Consider the following 17,142-nt stretch of genomic DNA (forward strand, 5'->3'; position numbering starts at 1 on the left):
TCCTCGCTCGCCGCACCGTCACCAAGATGGTGCGCAACCCGGAGCAGTTCATCGACGTGACGCTGCAGCCGGTGCTCATGACGGTGATCTTCGTGTTCATCTTCGGCGGCGCGATCGCCGGAGGCACCGAGCAGTACCTGCTCTTCACGCTGCCCGCGATCATCGTGCAGACGATCATGTTCACCTCGATGACGATCGGCGTGAATCTCAACACCGACCTCAAGAACGGCGTCTTCGACCGCTTCCGCTCCCTGCCGATCTCGCGTTCCGCACCCTCATCGGTGCGGTGCTCGGCGACATCGTGCGGCATGCGATCGCGGTCGGCGTCAGCCTCGCGTTCGGCGCCCTCATCGGCTTCCGGTTCCACACCTCGGCGCTCGAGGTGCTGCTGGCCATCGCGCTCATGATCGTGTTCGCCGTGAGCCTGTGCTGGATCTCGGTCTTCGTCGGCATGCTCGCCCGCAGCTCGGGTGCCGTGCAGGGCATCTCGTTCCTCGTGGTGTTCCCGCTGACCTTCGGGTCGTCGGCCTTCGTACCCGCTGACACCCTGCCGGACTGGATGCAGGGCTGGATCGCCATCAACCCCGTGAACCACGTGATCGAGGCGATGCGCGGCCTGCTCGTGGGGCCTGAGTTCATGGCGGGCGATACGACCGTCGCCGGCCAGGTGCTGTGGGTGCTCGCGAGCTGCGTCGTGCTGGTGGCGGTGTTCTTCCCCCTCGCGACCTGGGCCTACCGCCGCAAGATCTGACGGATGCGCGCGGTCTCGGCCGCGAACTCCCCGGCGGTGCCCGGCTCGTCCGAGTCGGGTGCCGCCGACAGGCGTTCCCGCAGAGTGTGTTCGAGCGGATCCGACAGATCCGGAGCACCGCGCAGGGTCTCCGCGATCTCGATGGCGTCGCGAGCCCCGGCCGCATCCCCGCTCGCCCAGGCGAGCTCGGCGAGGGCGACGGCGACGGATGCCATGACGGGCTGGTCGGCACTCAGTACGGCGGCGCTCGCGGCACCATCGAGGGCCGCGACGGCATCCGCGAAGCGCCCGGTAGCGATCGCGAGGCGGCCGGATGCGGTCGCGACGAGTGCGGTCATCTGCGGTGGCGCTGACTGCCAGTCGGCGGCCGCCTGCTCGGCAAGTGCGAACTGCTCCTCCGCGACGTCGAGCTCCCCGAGCGTGAGAGCGAGCATCGTGGCGTTCAGGCGGGCGAACAGCAGCGCCCGCGACGAGCCCGTCACGTGCGCCTCGTCGAGCAACTGGGTCGCCCGCTCGCGCGCCTCGTCGATGCGCCCCATCCGCACGAGGAGGGTCACCGCGAGGCCCTGCTGCTGCTGCAGATCCCACGCCGAGGTGATCGCCCGCAGATGCACGGTCGCCTCCTCGGCGGCGTCGAGCGCCTCCTCGAATCGTCCCGCGAGAGCGAGCCACTGCGAGCGCATCTGGCGTGCGAGCGCCAGGCCCCACAGATCGCCCAGCTGCGCGAACAGCTCGACGGCCTCCGCGCTCGAACGTTCGAGCACCGCCGTGTCGCCGACGTTGTGGGCGAGAGCGGCCCGCACGGCGGCGAGCATGGCGCGCGGCCAGGGGCGGAGGGCGCGGCTGTCGTCGGCGGTGAGATCGAGCTTCGTGGGCAACGGATCGCCCGCGAGCGAGGCGGCGAAGGTGCGCATGAGCGGCGGCATCACCTGCAACAGGTCGTTCTCGCTGTGCTGTGCGAGTTCGGCGAGCCGGTCGAGCTCGCTCTGCAGGTCCACCCCGAGGGCGAGGCCGCTCGCATCCTCCACGCCCGCGAGGGCCCCCACCATGAGCGAGACGGCGCGGATGATGAGCGCGTCGTCGCTCTCGCCCTGCGCGGCGAGCGGCGCCACCTGTCGCAGCCAGCCCACGGCGTCTTCGTTGCGGTCGCGGATGATCCAGTACCAGGCCGCCCCCGCGACGATCCGCATCGCCTGCGCGTCGAGGCCCGCGGCGAGTGCGTAGCGCAGCACGCTCGCGAGGTTGTCGTCCTCCTCGTCGAACCAGCGGAGGGCGCCGTGGATCTCGGGGCCGCGCAGCCGCAGATCGTGGCGCGCCACGGCATCCGCGAGGCGCACCGCCTGCTCGCGCCGTCGCGCGTCGAGCCTGCCGCTCTCGCCGAGCCTCTCCAGGCCGTACTCGCGGATCGTCTCGAGCGCCTGATACCGGCCCCGCGAGCGGTACAGCAGCGACTTGTCGACGAGGCCGTCGAAGGTCGCCTCGGGCACACTGTGCGCGGCAGCGACCTCGGCGGCGTCGAGCGTCGCGACGCCCGCCGGGTACAACGCGGATGCCATGACCAGCTCGCGCTCGTCGTCATCGAGCAGCGTCCAGCTCCAGTCGATGAGAGCCCGCAGGGTCTGGTGTCGCGGCAGGGCGGTGCGCAGGCCGCCCGAGAGCAGCGCGAAGCGGTCGTCGAGCCCTGCGGCGAGTTCGTGCAGGGTGAGGGTGCGCGCTTTCGCGGCGGCGAGCTCGAGCGCGAGCGGCAGGCCGTCGAGACGTTCCCGGATCCGGCGGGCGGCGTCGGCCTCGTCGGTCTCGATGGCGCGCCCCCGCGCGGCGCGCACGCGGTCGGCGAAGAGGCGTTCGGCGTCCGCGTCGCCGAGCGGTCCGAGCGGCACGAAGGCCTCGCCGGGAACGCCGAGCGGCTCACGGCTCGTCGTGAGGATGCGCAGCCGAACCTCGGCCGTCAGCAGTTCGGCGGCCAACTCGGCGGCGGTCTCGATGACGTGCTCGCAGTTGTCGAGCACGAGCAGCAGCTCGCGTCCGCGTACGGCATCGACGACACGCTCCCGCACGCTCGCCGCGGCGCCCGCATCCGTGCCCGACGCCGTGCGGATATCGCGACCGAGCGCGCCGAGCACGGCCTGCCACACCTCGTCGGGACCCGCGGGCGCGAGCTCGACGAACACCGCGGGCGGATGCTGGCTCCCGGCCTCGAGAGAGAGCCGCGTCTTGCCCGCCCCGCCTGGGCCGAGGATCGTCACGAGCCGCGAGAGCTCGAGCTGGGCCGCCACGCTCTCCAGCTCCGACGCGCGCCCGATGAGCTCGGTGAGCGGGGCGGGCAGCCGCGCGAACTGCCGGTCATCGCTCGGGCGGCCCGCGCGGGCGGATGCCGCAGCATGATCGCGCGACAGATCGCGTTCGAACCAGTCGTAGCCGGCATCCGGAGTCCACGGCGCGCCCTGCCAGAGCTCCAGCGCCTCGCTCGCCAACCGCGTGGACTCCCCCGCGTCGTCGGATGCGGTGGCCGCCGCCACGAGGTCCTGGAACCGCACGGCGTCGATCGCCTCGCGCGGCAACTCGAGGCGGTAGCCGCCCGGGGTCGAGGCGACGACGTCCACGGGCAGCTGCGCCCGGAGCCGCGAGACGAGCGATTGCAGCGCGGCGCGCGGGTTCTCGGGCGGGTCGTCGGGCCAGACGTCTTCGGCGATCGCGCGATAGCCGAGGTGCGCCTGCGGCTCGAGGGCGAGTCGGAACAGCAGCGCACGCTGCCGGTCCCCCGTGATCTCGACGGGCTCGCCCGCGTGCTCGACGGCCCAGCCGCCCAACATCCGAATCCGCACCGGTCCACCCTAGAACCGCGGCGGGGTGGCTACTCCACCGCGAGCGCCGTGATGGGGCTCACGCGGGTCGCGCGGCGCGACGGGGTCACGGTTGCGACGAGCGTCAGCACCGCGGCGGCGACCACCACGATCGCCACGATCACCCACGGCACGCCCGGCAGTACGATGCCCGGCATCCCCTTCGCGGAACCCAGCAGCGACTGCGCGCCCACCCACCCGTAGAAGGTGCCCAGCACGAGGCCCACGAGTACGGCGGTGCCGGTCAGCTGCACGCTCTCGGCGAGGATCATGCGACGCAGCTGCCCGCGCGAGAACCCGAGAGCCCGCAGCAGACCGAGTTCGCGGGTGCGCTGCAGCACGCTCAGCGAGAGCGCGTTGACGAGTCCGACCGCCGCGATGAGCGCCGAGACGCCGATGAGCACCGAGAACACGGCGGTGATGCTCGTGAGCAGGTCCTGCGTGCCCGCGTACACCTCCGGCTCGTTGGCGCTGGCCTCCTGGATCAGCTGGCGGAAGCTCGCCATCGTGACCCCGAACATCGTCACGAGGGTCACACCGATGACGACGCCGATGGTCGTGCGCGAGGCGCGTTCGGGGTAGCGCACCGCGTTCGCGGCGGCGAGCCGTGCCGACGGGCTGCGGCCCAGCATCCGCCCGACGAGCCGGAGAGCCGGCGGCACGATGAGGTGCGCCGCGAGCACCACGCCCGTGAACGACAGAATGCCGCCGACGACGCCGATGAGCACGGCGAACGGGGTGACCAGGCCCAGCAGCATCGAGAGCACGAGGATGCCGGTGCCGATCACGATGAGGGTGATCGCGAGCGCATTGCGACCGGGGCGTGCGCGCAGTTCCTCGTGCGAAAGCGGCTGCGCTCCCCGATGGCCTGCAGGGGCGTCACGGTGAGCACGCGGCGGGAGCCGACCCAGGCCGCGATCCAGGTGGTGAGCACGACCGTCACGATCGGGGCAGCGAGTCCTGGATCGGCCCAGTCGTGCGGTACCTCGGGAAGCCACCCGACCCACACCGCGATGCGTTCGAGCAGCACGGCCAACCCGGTGCCGACGGCGGCGCCGGCGATCGCCCCGATGATCCCGACGACGAGACCCTCCCGAGCCACCGCGCGGCGCTGCTGCCGGGCGCTCGACCCGATCAAGCGCAGGAGCGCGATCATGCGGGCACGGCCGGCCACGATCGTGGCGAAGGTGTTGACGGTCACGACCGAGCCGACATAGATCGCGATCGCGATGAAGACCCACGCGACGACCATGAGCATGAGGTGCACCGTGGGGCTCCCGCCCGTGACCGGGTCGGCTCCGATCACATCCGCGAGCACCCCGGTGACCTGCAGCAGCGCGACGCCGAACGCGGAGGAGAGCAGCGCGACGAGGATCGACGAGCCGTGCTCGCGCAACCCCGTCGAGGTCGAACCGGCGGCCATCACGCCACCTGCTCGATCGAGAGCATGAACGACGCGATCTCGGACGCATCCATCTGGGTGCGGTCGGCGACCACCCGACCGTCGGCCAGGAACACCACGCGATCCGCGAAGCTCGCCGCGATCGGGTCGTGGGTGACCATGGCGATCGACTGACCGTAGCTGCGCGTCGCCGTCTGCAGCACCTGCAGCACCTCGCGGCCGGTACGGGAGTCGAGGTTGCCGGTGGGTTCGTCGGCGAACACGAGTTCGGGGCGCGTCACAAGGGCTCGCGCGATCGCCACGCGCTGCTGCTGCCCACCGGAGAGTTCGTGCGGGCGGTGCGTGAGGCGCGGGTCGAGCCCGAGCACGGTCTCGAGCTCGTCGATCCACTCGCGTTCGCGCGCGCTCGGCGTGCGTCCGTCGAGCTCGAACGGCAACAGCAGGTTGCCCTCCACATCGAGCGTCGGAACGAGGTTGAAGGCCTGGAACACGAAGCCGATGCGACGACGGCGCAACAGAGTCAGCTGCTCGTCGCCGAGACCCCCGATCTCGGTGTCTCCGAGCCAGACCCGGCCGGAGCTGGACGAATCGAGTCCCGCCATGATGTGCATGAGCGTCGACTTGCCGGAGCCCGAGGGGCCCATGATGGCCGTGAACTCGCCTCGCCGGATGCCGAGGGTCACCTCGCGCAGCGCGTCGACGCGCGCCCCGTGGGCGCCGTAGCTCTTGGTGAGGTTCTCGACGCGAGCGACGAGGCTCGCGCGCGCGGTTTCCGCGCCGACGGTCGGGATGGTCGTGGTGATGTCCATGCCTCGACGCTACGGAGCGCGCGACGGCCTCCGCGTCGGGCGGGAGACGCATCCGTGTACGCCGGAAGGATGATGGTCAAACGCTGTAGCGCTTGGCCGGGCGCACCAGTCAATGCCGGTTCGGTGGGTCAAGTGCTACAGCGTTTGGCCCATCGGCGGGGGCCTATAGCAGGCGGTTCTCGAAGGCGTACACGACGAGTTGCACGCGGTCGCGCAGGCCGAGCTTGGCGAGGATGCGCGAGATGTGAGTCTTCACCGTCGCCTCGGACACGTACTCGCTGCGCGCGATCTCGGAGTTCGACATGCCCCGCCCGGCGAGCAGGAACACCTCCCGTTCGCGCGAGGTGAGGCTCCCGAACTCGGGCGGCTCCTCGGCGCTGCCGTTCCGGGAGTCGAAGTGCTCGAAGAGCTCGCGCGTGGCCGAGGGCGCGATCACCGCGGTTCCGGCGTGAACGGTGCGAATCGCCGCCAGCAGGAACTCGGGGTCGGAGTCCTTCAGCAGGAACCCGCTCGCCCCGGCACGGATGGCCCGCGCCGCCGCCTCGTCGAGGTCGAAGGTCGTGAGCACGATGACCCGCGTCGCGCGACCCGCCGCGTCGGATGCCGCGAGGATCCGCTCCGTCGACTCGATGCCGTCCATGACGGGCATGCGGATGTCCATGAGCACGACGTCAGGCTCGGTGCGCGCCGCGAGCGCCACCCCCTCGAGGCCGTCGCCCGCCTCGCCCACGAACGCGAGGTCGGGCTGGGAGCTCACGAGCATCCGGATGCCCGTGCGGAACAGCGCCTGGTCGTCGACGAGGGCGACGCGGATCGACTCGGTCATCTGGCGGGTTCCTCCTGGCTGGGGGCGACGATGGGCGCATGAGAGCCCGAGGGCTGGTACGGCAACCACGCCGTCACGACGAAGCGCCCCTGGTCGGGGCCGGCACGCAGCCAGCCTCCCCGAGCGCGGCGCGCTCGGTCATGCCGGCTATGCCGTGGCCGGTCGATGCGGTCGCGACCGGGATCATCCCGGTTCGACTCTTCACCTCGGGCAGGAAGCTCACGACAGCGAGTTCGAGGCCGTGCGAGCTCCAGCTGAACCGCACCCGCACCTCGCGGTCGGTGTCGGCGTGCCGCAGGGCGTTGGTGAGCGACTCCTGCACGATCCGGTACACGGCGATCTGCTGCGAGGTGCCGAGCGGCAGCGGATCGCCGCGATCGTCGCGCACGAGCTGCAGCCCGGATGCGCGCAACTGCTCGAGGAGCGGATCGAGGTCGTTGAGCGTCGGCTGGGGCGCGTCCTCCTGCCGGTGACGCAACTGGGCGAGCAGCACCCGCACGTCACCGAGGGCTTCCCGCGCCGTCGCGGCGATCGTGCCGAGGGCCTCCTCGGCCGCGGCCGGATCGGTGCGCGCCGCGTAGCGGGCGCCGTCTGCCTGGGCGACCACGACCGCGAGCGAGTGGGCGACCACGTCGTGCATGTCCCGTGCGATGCGCGTGCGCTCCTGCTCGGCCGCGACCTCCTGCTCGGCCGCAAGCATGGCGGCTCTGCTCTGCCCCGCCCGGATGCGGGTGCGCACGAGCTGGCCCGTCGCCCAGGCCAGCAGATACGCGAACGCGAACGCGACGAACCATCCGGCTCCGCGTTGGGCGAGGTCGGGCACGTAACTCGCGCAGTACGCGTACTGGAACTGCACGCACATGGCGAGCTCGCCGATCCCCTGGGTGAACAGGATGTAACCCGTGATCGCCGCCGGGGCCACGACAGCGGATGCCAGCGACAGCCACCGGGTGAGCGAGGTCCCGTAGGCGGCCGCCGTGTAGACCACCGCGAAGGTGGCGACGTCGGCCGGGTTCGGCACGACCTGCGCGGCCATCTGCACGATCGCGATGACCCACGCCGCCGCGAGCGCTGCGCCGGGCGCGAGACGGCGCACGGTGAGGGCGATCGACATCCCGAGCACCACGACGATCAGCCAGCCCGTGCTGGCCCCGCCACCCCACGCCGCCGCCGAACATGACGAGGCTGCACAGCACGAAGAAGAGCGCTCCGACCACGATGTCGACCGCGAGCTGCGGGGCCGTGAGTGTGCGGAACATGCCCCTCACGGTACGCGGCGCGGGCCGCGGGGCGGGCACCGGTGTGAGGAAATCATCCGGGCGATGTATCCGCCGGCCGCCGTCAGAAGCCGAGGCGCGACAGGTGCTTGGGGTCGCGCTGCCAGTTGGGCGCCACCTTGACGCGCAGCGAGAGGAACACCTGCGAGCCGATGAGCGGCTCGATGCCTGCCCGGGCGCGGGCGCCGACCTCTTGCAGGCGGGCACCGCCCTTGCCGATGATGATGCCCTTCTGGCTGTCGCGCTCGACCCAGAGGTTGGCGTAGACCTCGACGAGCTCCTTGTCGTCGCGCTCCACGATGTCGTCGATCGTCACCGCGAGCGAGTGCGGCAGCTCGTCGGAGACGCCCTCGAGGGCCGCCTCGCGGATGAGCTCGGCGATGCGATGCTCGAGGGTCTCGTCGGTGGTCGCGTCGTCGGGATACAGCGGCGGCGACTCGGGCATGAGGCCGATGAGCTGCGTCGTGAGGGTGTCGAGCTGGATGCTGTCGGTCGCCGACACCGGGATGATCGCCTCCCACTCGCGCAGCTCGCTCACGGCGAGCAGCTGCTGCGCCACCGCGGGGCGCGACACCGCGTCGATCTTGGTGACGATGGCGACCTTCTTGGCGCGCGGGAACGCGTCGAGCTGCTCGTTGATGAACCGGTCGCCGGGCCCGATCCTCTCGTCGGCGGGCACGCAGAACCCGATCACGTCGACGTCGCCGAGGATCGAGGTGACGACCGCGTTGAGCCGTTCGCCCAGCAGGGTGCGCGGGCGGTGGATGCCGGGGGTGTCGACGATCACGAGCTGCCCGGCCTCGATGTGCACGATGCCGCGGATCGCCGAGCGCGTCGTCTGGGGCTTGGGTGAGGTGATCGCCACCTTCTCCCCCACGAGCGCGTTCGTGAGCGTCGACTTGCCGACGTTCGGGCGGCCCACGAAGGTCACGAACCCGGCACGGAACCCGGATGCTGCGTTCACCGCTGCTCCTCGCTGTCGAAAGCCTGCTCCGCGTCGATGAGCGCGGCATCCCGTTCCACCACGACCGTCGAGAGCCGCTTGCGGCGGCCCTCGGTGCGCTCCGCGGTCAGCACGAGACCGGAGACGCTCGCCGAGGAGCCGGGAACCGGTAGGCGGCCGAGCGTCTTGGCGAGCAGGCCGCCCACCGAATCCACGTCGTCGTCGTCGAGCTCGATGCCGAACAGGTCGCCGAGCTCGTCGGTGGGCAGCCGCGCGCTCACGCGGTACATGCCCTCGCCGAGCTGCACGACATCCGGAGTCTCACGGTCGTACTCGTCGGAGATGTCGCCGACGAGCTCCTCGATGAGGTCTTCGAGCGTCACGAGGCCCGCGATACCGCCGTACTCGTCGACGACCATCGCCAGATGCGTGGAGTCACGCTGCATCTGGCGCAGGGTGTCGTCGGCCTTCTTCGACTCGGGCACGAACGCGGCCGGGCGCGCGATGTCGCGCACCGCGATCGAGGCGGCATCGAGCGGCTGCTCGTGACTGATGCGCGCGACGTCACGCAGGTAGAGCACGCCGAGCACCTCGTCGGTGTCGCGGCCGATCACGGGGATACGCGAGACGCCGGTGCGGAAGAACTGGCCGAGCGCGGAGCCGATCGAGGCATCCGCCTCGATCGTGACCATGTCGGTGCGCGGCACCATCACCTCGCGCACGACCGTGTCGCCCCACTCGAAGATCGAGTGGATGAGTTCCCGGTCGTCCTCTTCGAGCACCTCGAGTTCGGTGGCCTCGTCGACCATCGAGAGCAGCTGCTCCTCACTCGAGAAGCTCACGGCCGCCTTGGGGCGGCCAGGGGTCACCCGGTTGCCGAGCGCGACGAGCCCGGAGGCGAGCGGCCCGAGGCCCACCCGGATGGCACGCACGATGAGCGCGGAGAAGATCACGACGCCCTTCGCGTGCGCGCGTCCGACGCTGCGCGGGCTCGAGCCCACGAGCACGAACGAGATACCCGTGACGACGACGACCGAGGCGAGCAGCACCCACCACCAGTCGTCGAAGACGGAGGCGAAGGTGAGTGTCACGAGCACCGCCGCGAGCGCCTCCGAGAAGACGCGCACGAAGTTGACGGCGTTGACGTGCGCGCCGAGGTCGGCGGAGATCGCGAGCAGCGACTTCTTGGCACGGTGATGGGATGCCAGATCTGTCAGGTCGCTGCGCGAGAGCACCGAGAGGGCCGCGTCGACCGCCGCGAGCAGGCCGCCGAAGGCGACGGCGAGAACGGCGACGGCGATGAACAGCGCGAGCATGACCTGACCTGTCAGCGTCGTCGTTCGGAGTGCGCGAACCCGATGAGGATGTCGCGCTGGAGCCCGAACATCTCGCGCTCCTCGTCGGGCTCGGCGTGGTCGAACCCGAGCAGGTGCAGCAGGCCGTGGGCCGTGAGCAGCTGGAGTTCGTCCTGGGTCGAGTGGCCGGCGCCCTTGGCCTGCTCGATCGCCACCTGGGGGCACAGCACGATGTCGCCGAGCAGCCCTGCGGGGTCACCTCGTCTTCGCTGCCGGGACGCAACTCATCCATCGGGAAGCTCAGCACATCGGTGGGGCCCGGCTCGTCCATCCACTGCACGTGGAGCTGCTCCATGGCGGCCTCGTCGACCAGCACGATCGCGAGATCGGCATCCGGGTGCACGTGCAGGAAATCGAGGGCGAACGCCGACAGCCGTACGAGGGCCGCCTCGTCGACCGCGACACCCGACTCGTTGTTGATCTCGATCGACATCCGCTATCTCCTGCCCATACCCTTGCGGCGCTCGGCGCGGTTGGCGAACTCGGCCGCTTCACGCCGCTCGTGGGCACGCGCCTGCTTCTCGGCGTCGTACTTCGTGTAGGCGTCGACGATGCGGCCGACGAGGGTGTGCCGCACGACATCGTCGCTCGTGAGGCGCGAGAAGTGGATGTCGTCGATGCCCTCGAGCACGCGCGTCACGAGCTGCAGGCCCGACGCCGCGGTCGGCAGGTCGATCTGCGTGATGTCGCCCGTGACCACCATCCGCGTTCCGAAGCCGAGCCGGGTGAGGAACATCTTCATCTGCTCGGGCGTCGTGTTCTGCGCCTCGTCGAGCACGACGAAGGAGTTGTTGAGCGTGCGGCCGCGCATGTAGGCGAGGGGGCGACCTCGACCGTGCCGCTCGCGAGCAGCTTCGGCACGAGCTCCGGGTCCATCATCTCGTTGAGCGCGTCGTAGAGCGGCCGCAGGTAGGGTCGATCTTGTCGGTGAGCGTGCCCGGCAGGAAGCCCAGCCGTTCGCCCGCCTCGATGGCCGGGCGGCTCAGGATGATGCGCTCAACCTCCTTGCGCTGCAGCGCCTGCACGGCCTTCGCCATCGCGAGGTAGGTCTTGCCGGTGCCGGCGGGGCCGATGCCGAAGGTGATCGTGTTCTCGTCGATCGCGTCGACGTACGCCTTCTGCCCGAGGGTCTTCGGACGGATGGCCTTGCCGCGTGCCGTGAGGATCGCCTGGCTCAGCACCTCGGCGGGCGCGCCGCCGTTCTCGAGGATGCGGCGCGAGGTCGTGACCTCGGCCGGCCCCAGGTCGACTCCCTTGCGCACGAGCTCGACGAGCTCGGCGACGAGCTTGCTCGCGGCCTGCACCTGATCGGCGGGACCGACGAGGTTCACGCGGTTGCCGCGCACGAGCACCTCGACCTCGGGGTACTGATGCTCGAGGGTCGTCAGCAGGCGATCCTGGGGGCCGAGCAGCCGCACCATGGCGACGCCGTCGACCTCGAGTTCCGCATGCCCCTGCTCTGCACGGGGCGAGGAGCCGTTCGGTTCGAGTCCGTCAGCCAAGAGAGCCTTCCGTGAGTCCTCCGGCGAGCACGTGGGCGTGCACGTGGAAGACGGTCTGTCCGGCGTTCGCGCCGGAGTTGAATACGAGCCGGTAGTCGCCGTCGGCGTGCTCGGCGGCGAGACGCTTCGCGACCTCGACGACGTACGCCAGCAGGCCGGGGTCGGCGGCCGCGAGCGCGGCGACATCCGCGTACTCCGCCGTCTTCGGCACCACGAGCAGGTGCACAGGCGCCTGCGGCGCGATGTCGCGGAACGCGATCACACGCTCATCCTCGTAGACGATGTCGGCGGGGATCTCGCGCGCGATGATCCGCTCGAAGATCGAAGGGGCATCCGGCATGGGGTCCATCCTACGGAACCCTGGCCACGAGCCGCCGGGCGCGATGATGTCAGAGCTCGGGTGCGTTCCAGAGCGCGCGGTAGAAGCGGATGCGGTCCGCATCCGGGCGCACCCCGTACGCCGCGAAGAACTCGGGCTGCCAGCCCTCGCCGAAGTTCCAGTCGAGACTCATGCTCGCCACCGCGAGGTCGGCCCAGCGGTCGGCGAGCCCGAGGGTGCCGAGGTCGACGTGGGCGGTCCAGCGCCCGTCGTCGGCGAGCAGGGTGTTCGGGGCGCACGCGTCGCCGTGGCACACGACCAGCTGCTCGACGGGCGGCGGCGCGCCGAGTTCGGCGCGGGCGTCGGGGGTGCGGCGTGCGAGGCGCTCCTCGGCCGCCCAGCTGAACGGGCAGGTCTCGCGTGGGAGGTGCTCGTGCAGGGCGCGGAGGCCCTCACCGATGGCGCGGGCGGCGGTGCGCGGTTCGGCGCGCCAGCGCTCCGCGACCGCGGACTCCCCGGGGAGGGCGCGGGTGACGAGCAGTTCTCCGGCTTTGTCGGCCGCGTAGTCGAGCACCTCGGGAACCGGATGGCGCGGTCGCGCCCACGCGAGGCGGTCGCGCTCAGCGGCGAGCGAGATCGCGGTGCCGCTCGGGTTCCATTTGGCGATGAGTCCGCGCTCCCGGTCGCGGAAGGTCAGCCCGCCCTCCTCGTTGCGCCAGATCGGCTGCGGGTTGCGGATGCGAGCCCGCACGGCATCCGGAACCGTCACTGGGGCCCGGGGTGGCCCCGCGAGCGGGGTCACCAGCGCCCGATCCGCGCGTTGAGCACCGCGAGCGCCGCGGGGCCCGCGGTCGAGGTACGCAGCACCTCGGTGCCGAGGCGCGCCAGCACGGCGCCGGATTGCCGGAGTCTGTCGAGCTCACGCGGTGCGACGCCGCCCTCGGGCCCGACGACGAGCGTCACCCGCTCCGCGTCGTCGAGCGCGACCGCGGTGAGCGGCACGGATGCCGTCGGCTCGAGCACGATGACGAGGCCCGGGAGCGCGGCGAGTTGCGCGATCGTCGCGAGCGGTGCGACCTCGGGAACCCGAGGACGGATGGCCTGCTTGGATGCCTCGCGCACGATCGTGCGCCAGCGCTGCTCGTTGCGGGCGACCTTGGCACCCTCCCAGCGGGTCACCGAACGTTCGGCGGCCCAGGGGATGACCCCGCGGCACCCAGCTCGGTCGCGGCCTGGACCGCGAGCTCGTCGCGGTCGCCCTTCGCAAGCGCCTGGGCGAGCCACAGGGCGGGGCGGCGCTCCGGCTCGTGCACGACCTCGTCGACCTCGAGTGCGAGCACACCCGGGGCGGCCTCGGCGACCACCCCGTGCACGATCGTTCCGCGCCCGTCGCCCACCGCGATCCGCTCGCCCGGACGCACGCGCGCCACCTGCAGCGCGTGCCGCGCCTCCTCGCCGGTGACCTCGATGCGGCCCCCGGCACCGGTGCGCCGAGTTCGTCGCTCAGGTAGAGGCTCGCCATGGCTCCACTCTCCCACTGATGCTGTTGTGCAGGAGTTCGGCTGTTGTGCAGGAGTTCTGCTGCATCGCTCTTCCCTGCAGCGCGCAGCCGTTCTGCTGTTGTGCAGGAATTCTCGGCCCAAGACTCCGCGCCGCTCGCGAAAATCCCTGGTCAGGGCAATCCGGCGCGAGGGCAGGGCCCGCAAAGTCCTGCATAACAGCAGAACGCGTGCACGACCGGCTGAGGGGCGCAACCGCCGAACTCCTGCACAACAGCGGAACTCCTGCACAACAGGGTGGGGCGGTCGGCTCGGGGGCACCCAGCTGAGGGAGGGGCAGCCACGGAAGCGGCGGGTCAGCCACGGATGCGGCGGTCAGCCACGGAAGCGGGTCAGCCGAGGAACCGGTCGCGCAGCTTCGCGAAGAGGCCCTGTTGGAACTTCGAGAACTGGGGCTTCGCGGGCGGGCGCTTCGAGGCGAACTGCTTGATGAGCTCGAGCTCGCTCGAGTTGAGCCGCACGGGCGTCTGCACGTGCACGCCGACCTTCAGGTCGCCGCGGCCGCCGCCGCGCAGACGCGTGATGCCGCGCTCCTTCACGGTCACGACATCCGCCGACTGCGTGCCCGGCTTGATCTCGATCGACACCGGACCATCGAGCGAGTCGAGCGTGACCGCGGCGCCGAGGATCGCATCCGTCATCTGCACCTCGAGGGTGGCGAGCAGGTCGTCGCCCGACCGGCTGAAGATCTCGTGGTGGCGCACCTTGACCTCGAGGTAGAGGTCGCCGTTGGGGCCGCCCGCGGGACCGGCCTCCCCTCGGCCGGCAGGTGCAGCCGCATCCCCGTGTCGACCCCGGCCGGCACGTCGACCGCGACCTTGCGCTTGGCACGCACGCGGCCCTGGCCGGCGCACGTCGGGCACGGGTTCGGGATGATGGTGCCGTAGCCGCGGCACGTGCCGCACGGGCTCGAGGTCATGACGTTGCCGAGCAGCGAGCGCACGGAGCGCTGGATCTGGCCGGTTCCGCCGCAGATGTCGCAGCGCGCGATCGAGGTGCCGGGCGCGCAGCAGGAGCCCTCGCACGCCTTGCACAGCACGGCCGTGTCGATCTCGAGCTCGTGCTTGGTGCCGAAGACGACCTCGTCGAGGTCGATCTCGATGCGCAGCAGCGCATCCTGTCCGCGCTCGGTGCGCGACCGTGGGCCGGCCGTGCGGCCCTGCGCGGCGCCGAAGAAGCTGTCGAAGATGTCGCCGAACCCGAACCCGCCGCCACCGAACCCGCCGGAGCCGCCCATGTCGTAACGCTCGCGCTGCTCGGCGTCGCTCAGCACATCGTAGGCGTGCGTGACGAGCTTGAAGCGCTCGGCGGCCTCGTCCGAGGGGTTCACATCGGGATGCAGTTCGCGGGCGAGACGGCGGTAGGCCTTCTTGATCTCCTCGGGGGATGCGGTGCGCTCGACCCCGAGGACCTCGTAGTGATCTGTCAACGTTCCTCGAATCAGTTCTCGTCGCCCAGCAGGCGCGACAGGTAGCGGGCGACGGCGCGCACGGCGACCATGTTGCCCGAATAGTCCATGCGTGTCGGCCCCAGCACCCCGAGCCGGGCGACCGAACCGCCCTGCGCCGTGTAGCCGGATGCCAGCACACTCGTCTCGGAGAGCCCGTAGTCGGCGTTCTCGCGGCCGATGCGCGCGCTCACCTCGTCGGCGTCGAGATCCATCTCGCCGAACAGGCGCAGGATCGTCACCTGCTCCTCGATCGCCTCGAGCACCGGGAAGATCGAGCCGGTGAAGTCGCGTTCGGTTCGCGCGAGGTTGGCGGCACCCGCCATCACGAGACGGTCGTGGCGGTTCGCCGCGACCTGCTCGGCCAGGGCCTCCACGAGGGGGCCGCGAGGGCGCGATCATCCGGCTCGATGCGCTCGAGGATGCCGCCGAACGCCGTCGCCGCATCCGCGAGCGCCACCCCGCCGAGTTCGGCGTTGACGCGCTCACGCAAGCGCGCGAGCTGCTCGGGGTCGACACCCCGGGCACCTCCACGATGCGCTGGTCGACACGACCCGTGTCGGTGATGAGCACCGCCATCACGCGATGTGACGCGAGTGCGACGAGCTCGACGTGCCGCACCCGGGCCGAGCCGAACGACGGGTACTGCGCGAGCGCGACCTGGTTGGTGAGCTGCGAGAGCAACCGCACCGTGCGGCCGAGCACCTCGTCGAGATCGGTGCTCTCGCCGAGGAACGTCTCGATCGCGCTGCGTTGCGCCGAACTGAGCGGCCGCAGCTCGCTCAGCTGATCGACGAAGACGCGGTAGCCCTTGTCGGTGGGGATGCGGCCCGACGAGGTGTGCGGCGCCGTGATGAGGCCGTCTTCCTCGAGCTGAGCCATGTCGTTGCGGATGGTCGCACTCGACACCCCGAAGGAGTGTCGTTCGACGATCGACTTGGAGCCGACCGGCTCACTCGACGACACGTAGTCCTGCACGATGACGCGCAGCACGGCGAGGCTTCTCTCCGAGACCATGAGCACCACCTTCCGCGGGAGCCCGGATGTCGGAAGCGTTCCTGTGTGGGCGCACTGGCACTCCGGGTACGTGACTGCCAATACTACCGCCCAGGCAGCGGTCGGACCGGTTGCCGCACGTGCGGATTGCCCCTTTGCGCGGCGGGCGATACCTTGAGTCTGCTCCCCCAAGTCTGCTCAATAGAGAGAAAGGCACCACCACCATGACCGATCCCGCGCAGCCCGCCCAGTCGCAGCCGCAACCGGCCGCCCCGCTCACCGAGGCGGAAGACAAGCAGTGGGCATCGTTCGCCCACCTCGGCGGCATCATCTGGATCCTCCCGGCGCTCATCATCTGGCTCGTCTTCAAGGACCGCGGGCCCCGCACGAACGTCGAGGCGAAGGAAGCCCTGAACTTCCAGATCACCGTCGGCATCGCCCAGGTGGCGGTGTTCATCATCAACACCATCCTCACGACCGTGACCCTCGGGTTCTGGGCTCTCATCGGATGGCTGCTGCCGCTCGGCATCTGGGTCGCCTCGTTGATCTTCTCGATCATGGGCTTCTCCAAGGTCAACGCGGGAGGCAGCTATCGCTACCCGATCAACATCCGTTTCATCAAGTAACTGACGACAAGCACGGTGCGCCGGACCTCTCAGGTCCGGCGCACTTGCTTAATAGCCGACATGACTGCCACTCCTCCGCCCCCGCCGCAGAACCCCGGCTACGCACCCACCACCGAGATGAGCCCTGCCGACCAGCGACTGTGGTCGACGCTCACCCACGTGGGCGGCATCCTCTTCGGCTTCATCGCCCCGCTCATCACCTACCTGGTGCTCAAGGACCGCGGCGCCTTCGTGCGCGCGCACACCGCCACGGCGCTCAACTTCCAGCTGACGCTGCTCATCGCCTACGTCGTGGGCTACATCCTGCTCTTCATCCTCATCGGAGGGCTCGTGCTGCTCGCCGCGTGGGTCGCGTCGATCGTCTTCGGCATCATCGCCGCGATCGCCGCCAACAAGGGCGAGTTCTACACCTACCCGGTGGCCATCAAGTTCGTGAGCTGAGGGTTTCGATACGCCGCTTCGCAGCTACTCAACCCGCGGGGAACGC

General features: G+C 70.5%; 14 protein-coding genes and 5 pseudogenes. 3 read left to right on the forward strand and 16 right to left on the reverse strand.

The window, feature by feature from the left end; translation table 11 throughout:
• Nucleotides 1–26: 26 nt before the first annotated feature.
• Nucleotides 27–751 (forward strand): annotated as a pseudogene (locus tag QQK29_RS16610) (ABC transporter permease).
• Here QQK29_RS16610 and QQK29_RS16615 read toward each other — a convergent pair.
• The 16 genes and pseudogenes from QQK29_RS16615 to hrcA all read right to left on the reverse strand — a co-directional run bounded on the left by QQK29_RS16615 (nucleotide 733) and on the right by hrcA (nucleotide 16,050).
• On the reverse strand, nucleotides 733–3,576 hold the full coding sequence (locus QQK29_RS16615) for an ATP-binding protein (RefSeq protein ID WP_284301727.1): 2,844 nt from the start codon (nucleotides 3,574–3,576) through the stop codon (nucleotides 733–735). The pseudogene QQK29_RS16610 and the gene QQK29_RS16615 sit on opposite strands and share 19 nt — an antisense overlap.
• A gap of 29 nt (nucleotides 3,577–3,605) precedes the next feature.
• Complete coding sequence (locus QQK29_RS16620) at nucleotides 3,606–4,382, reverse strand: ABC transporter permease (protein ID WP_284301728.1); 777 nt, start codon at nucleotides 4,380–4,382, stop codon at nucleotides 3,606–3,608.
• Nucleotides 4,379–5,017: an FtsX-like permease family protein gene (locus tag QQK29_RS16625; RefSeq protein WP_348533936.1), complete on the reverse strand. Its 639-nt coding sequence runs from the start codon at nucleotides 5,015–5,017 to the stop codon at nucleotides 4,379–4,381. The genes QQK29_RS16620 and QQK29_RS16625 overlap by 4 nt, the downstream gene beginning before the upstream one ends.
• The gene (locus QQK29_RS16630) at nucleotides 5,017–5,805 is read right to left on the reverse strand and encodes an ABC transporter ATP-binding protein (protein ID WP_284301730.1); all 789 of its coding nucleotides are present in this window, start codon (nucleotides 5,803–5,805) and stop codon (nucleotides 5,017–5,019) included. Before QQK29_RS16630 ends, QQK29_RS16625 begins: the two co-directional genes overlap by 1 nt.
• A 163-nt stretch (nucleotides 5,806–5,968) precedes the next feature.
• Nucleotides 5,969–6,631 carry a response regulator gene (locus QQK29_RS16635; protein WP_284301731.1) on the reverse strand — a complete coding sequence of 221 codons (663 nt, stop codon included), beginning with the start codon at nucleotides 6,629–6,631 and terminating at the stop codon, nucleotides 5,969–5,971.
• A 73-nt stretch (nucleotides 6,632–6,704) separates the two neighbouring features.
• On the reverse strand, nucleotides 6,705–7,757 hold the full coding sequence (locus QQK29_RS16640; protein WP_284301732.1) for a sensor histidine kinase: 1,053 nt from the start codon (nucleotides 7,755–7,757) through the stop codon (nucleotides 6,705–6,707).
• A gap of 215 nt (nucleotides 7,758–7,972) precedes the next feature.
• Nucleotides 7,973–8,872, reverse strand: coding sequence for a GTPase Era (era, locus tag QQK29_RS16645; protein WP_284301733.1), 900 nt, complete (start codon nucleotides 8,870–8,872; stop codon nucleotides 7,973–7,975).
• Nucleotides 8,869–10,167, reverse strand: coding sequence for a hemolysin family protein (locus QQK29_RS16650; RefSeq protein WP_284301734.1), 1,299 nt, complete (start codon nucleotides 10,165–10,167; stop codon nucleotides 8,869–8,871). Before QQK29_RS16650 ends, era begins: the two co-directional genes overlap by 4 nt.
• 11 nt (nucleotides 10,168–10,178) lie before the next feature.
• Nucleotides 10,179–10,639: pseudogene (gene ybeY / locus QQK29_RS16655) on the reverse strand (rRNA maturation RNase YbeY).
• 3 nt (nucleotides 10,640–10,642) lie between these two features.
• Nucleotides 10,643–11,627 (reverse strand): annotated as a pseudogene (locus tag QQK29_RS16660) (PhoH family protein).
• Nucleotides 11,628–11,700: 73 nt separating this feature from the next.
• Nucleotides 11,701–12,048 (reverse strand): histidine triad nucleotide-binding protein, encoded by a 348-nt coding sequence (locus QQK29_RS16665; RefSeq protein ID WP_284301735.1) that lies wholly within the window; start codon nucleotides 12,046–12,048, stop codon nucleotides 11,701–11,703.
• Between the two features lie 49 nt (nucleotides 12,049–12,097).
• Complete coding sequence (locus QQK29_RS16670) at nucleotides 12,098–12,829, reverse strand: aminoglycoside 3'-phosphotransferase (protein ID WP_284301736.1); 732 nt, start codon at nucleotides 12,827–12,829, stop codon at nucleotides 12,098–12,100.
• Nucleotides 12,826–13,206 (reverse strand): RsmE family RNA methyltransferase, encoded by a 381-nt coding sequence (locus QQK29_RS18235; protein ID WP_348533893.1) that lies wholly within the window; start codon nucleotides 13,204–13,206, stop codon nucleotides 12,826–12,828. Before QQK29_RS18235 ends, QQK29_RS16670 begins: the two co-directional genes overlap by 4 nt.
• Nucleotides 13,203–13,565 (reverse strand): RsmE family RNA methyltransferase, encoded by a 363-nt coding sequence (locus tag QQK29_RS18240; RefSeq protein ID WP_348533894.1) that lies wholly within the window; start codon nucleotides 13,563–13,565, stop codon nucleotides 13,203–13,205. Before QQK29_RS18240 ends, QQK29_RS18235 begins: the two co-directional genes overlap by 4 nt.
• 353 nt (nucleotides 13,566–13,918) lie before the next feature.
• Nucleotides 13,919–15,015: pseudogene (gene dnaJ, locus QQK29_RS16680) on the reverse strand (molecular chaperone DnaJ).
• A gap of 11 nt (nucleotides 15,016–15,026) precedes the next feature.
• Nucleotides 15,027–16,050, reverse strand: a pseudogene (gene hrcA / locus QQK29_RS18840) (heat-inducible transcriptional repressor HrcA).
• A gap of 203 nt (nucleotides 16,051–16,253) precedes the next feature.
• Between hrcA and QQK29_RS16695 the strand changes: the two are divergent.
• Complete coding sequence (locus tag QQK29_RS16695; RefSeq protein WP_284301737.1) at nucleotides 16,254–16,655, forward strand: DUF4870 domain-containing protein; 402 nt, start codon at nucleotides 16,254–16,256, stop codon at nucleotides 16,653–16,655.
• Between the two features lie 60 nt (nucleotides 16,656–16,715).
• Entirely contained in the window at nucleotides 16,716–17,096 is a 381-nt protein-coding gene (locus QQK29_RS16700) for a DUF4870 domain-containing protein (protein ID WP_284301738.1), read from the forward strand.
• Nucleotides 17,097–17,142 lie beyond the last annotated feature (46 nt).

This window comes from Homoserinibacter gongjuensis (assembly GCF_030161875.1).
In the GTDB taxonomy this organism is placed as follows: Bacteria; Actinomycetota; Actinomycetes; order Actinomycetales; family Microbacteriaceae; genus Homoserinibacter; species Homoserinibacter gongjuensis.

What these genes read in the sequence shown, in the direction of transcription:
- QQK29_RS16625 (WP_348533936.1), bottom strand. Translation starts at nt 5,017, where the DNA reads ATGGCCGCCGGTTCGACCTCGACGGGGTTGCGCGAGCACGGCTCGTCG.
- QQK29_RS16695 (WP_284301737.1), top strand. Translation starts at nt 16,254, where the DNA reads ATGACCGATCCCGCGCAGCCCGCCCAGTCGCAGCCGCAACCGGCCGCC.
- QQK29_RS16665 (WP_284301735.1), bottom strand. Translation starts at nt 12,048, where the DNA reads ATGCCGGATGCCCCTTCGATCTTCGAGCGGATCATCGCGCGCGAGATC.
- QQK29_RS16635 (WP_284301731.1), bottom strand. Translation starts at nt 6,631, where the DNA reads ATGACCGAGTCGATCCGCGTCGCCCTCGTCGACGACCAGGCGCTGTTC.
- QQK29_RS16700 (WP_284301738.1), top strand. Translation starts at nt 16,716, where the DNA reads ATGACTGCCACTCCTCCGCCCCCGCCGCAGAACCCCGGCTACGCACCC.
- QQK29_RS16630 (WP_284301730.1), bottom strand. Translation starts at nt 5,805, where the DNA reads ATGGACATCACCACGACCATCCCGACCGTCGGCGCGGAAACCGCGCGC.
- QQK29_RS16650 (WP_284301734.1), bottom strand. Translation starts at nt 10,167, where the DNA reads ATGCTCGCGCTGTTCATCGCCGTCGCCGTTCTCGCCGTCGCCTTCGGC.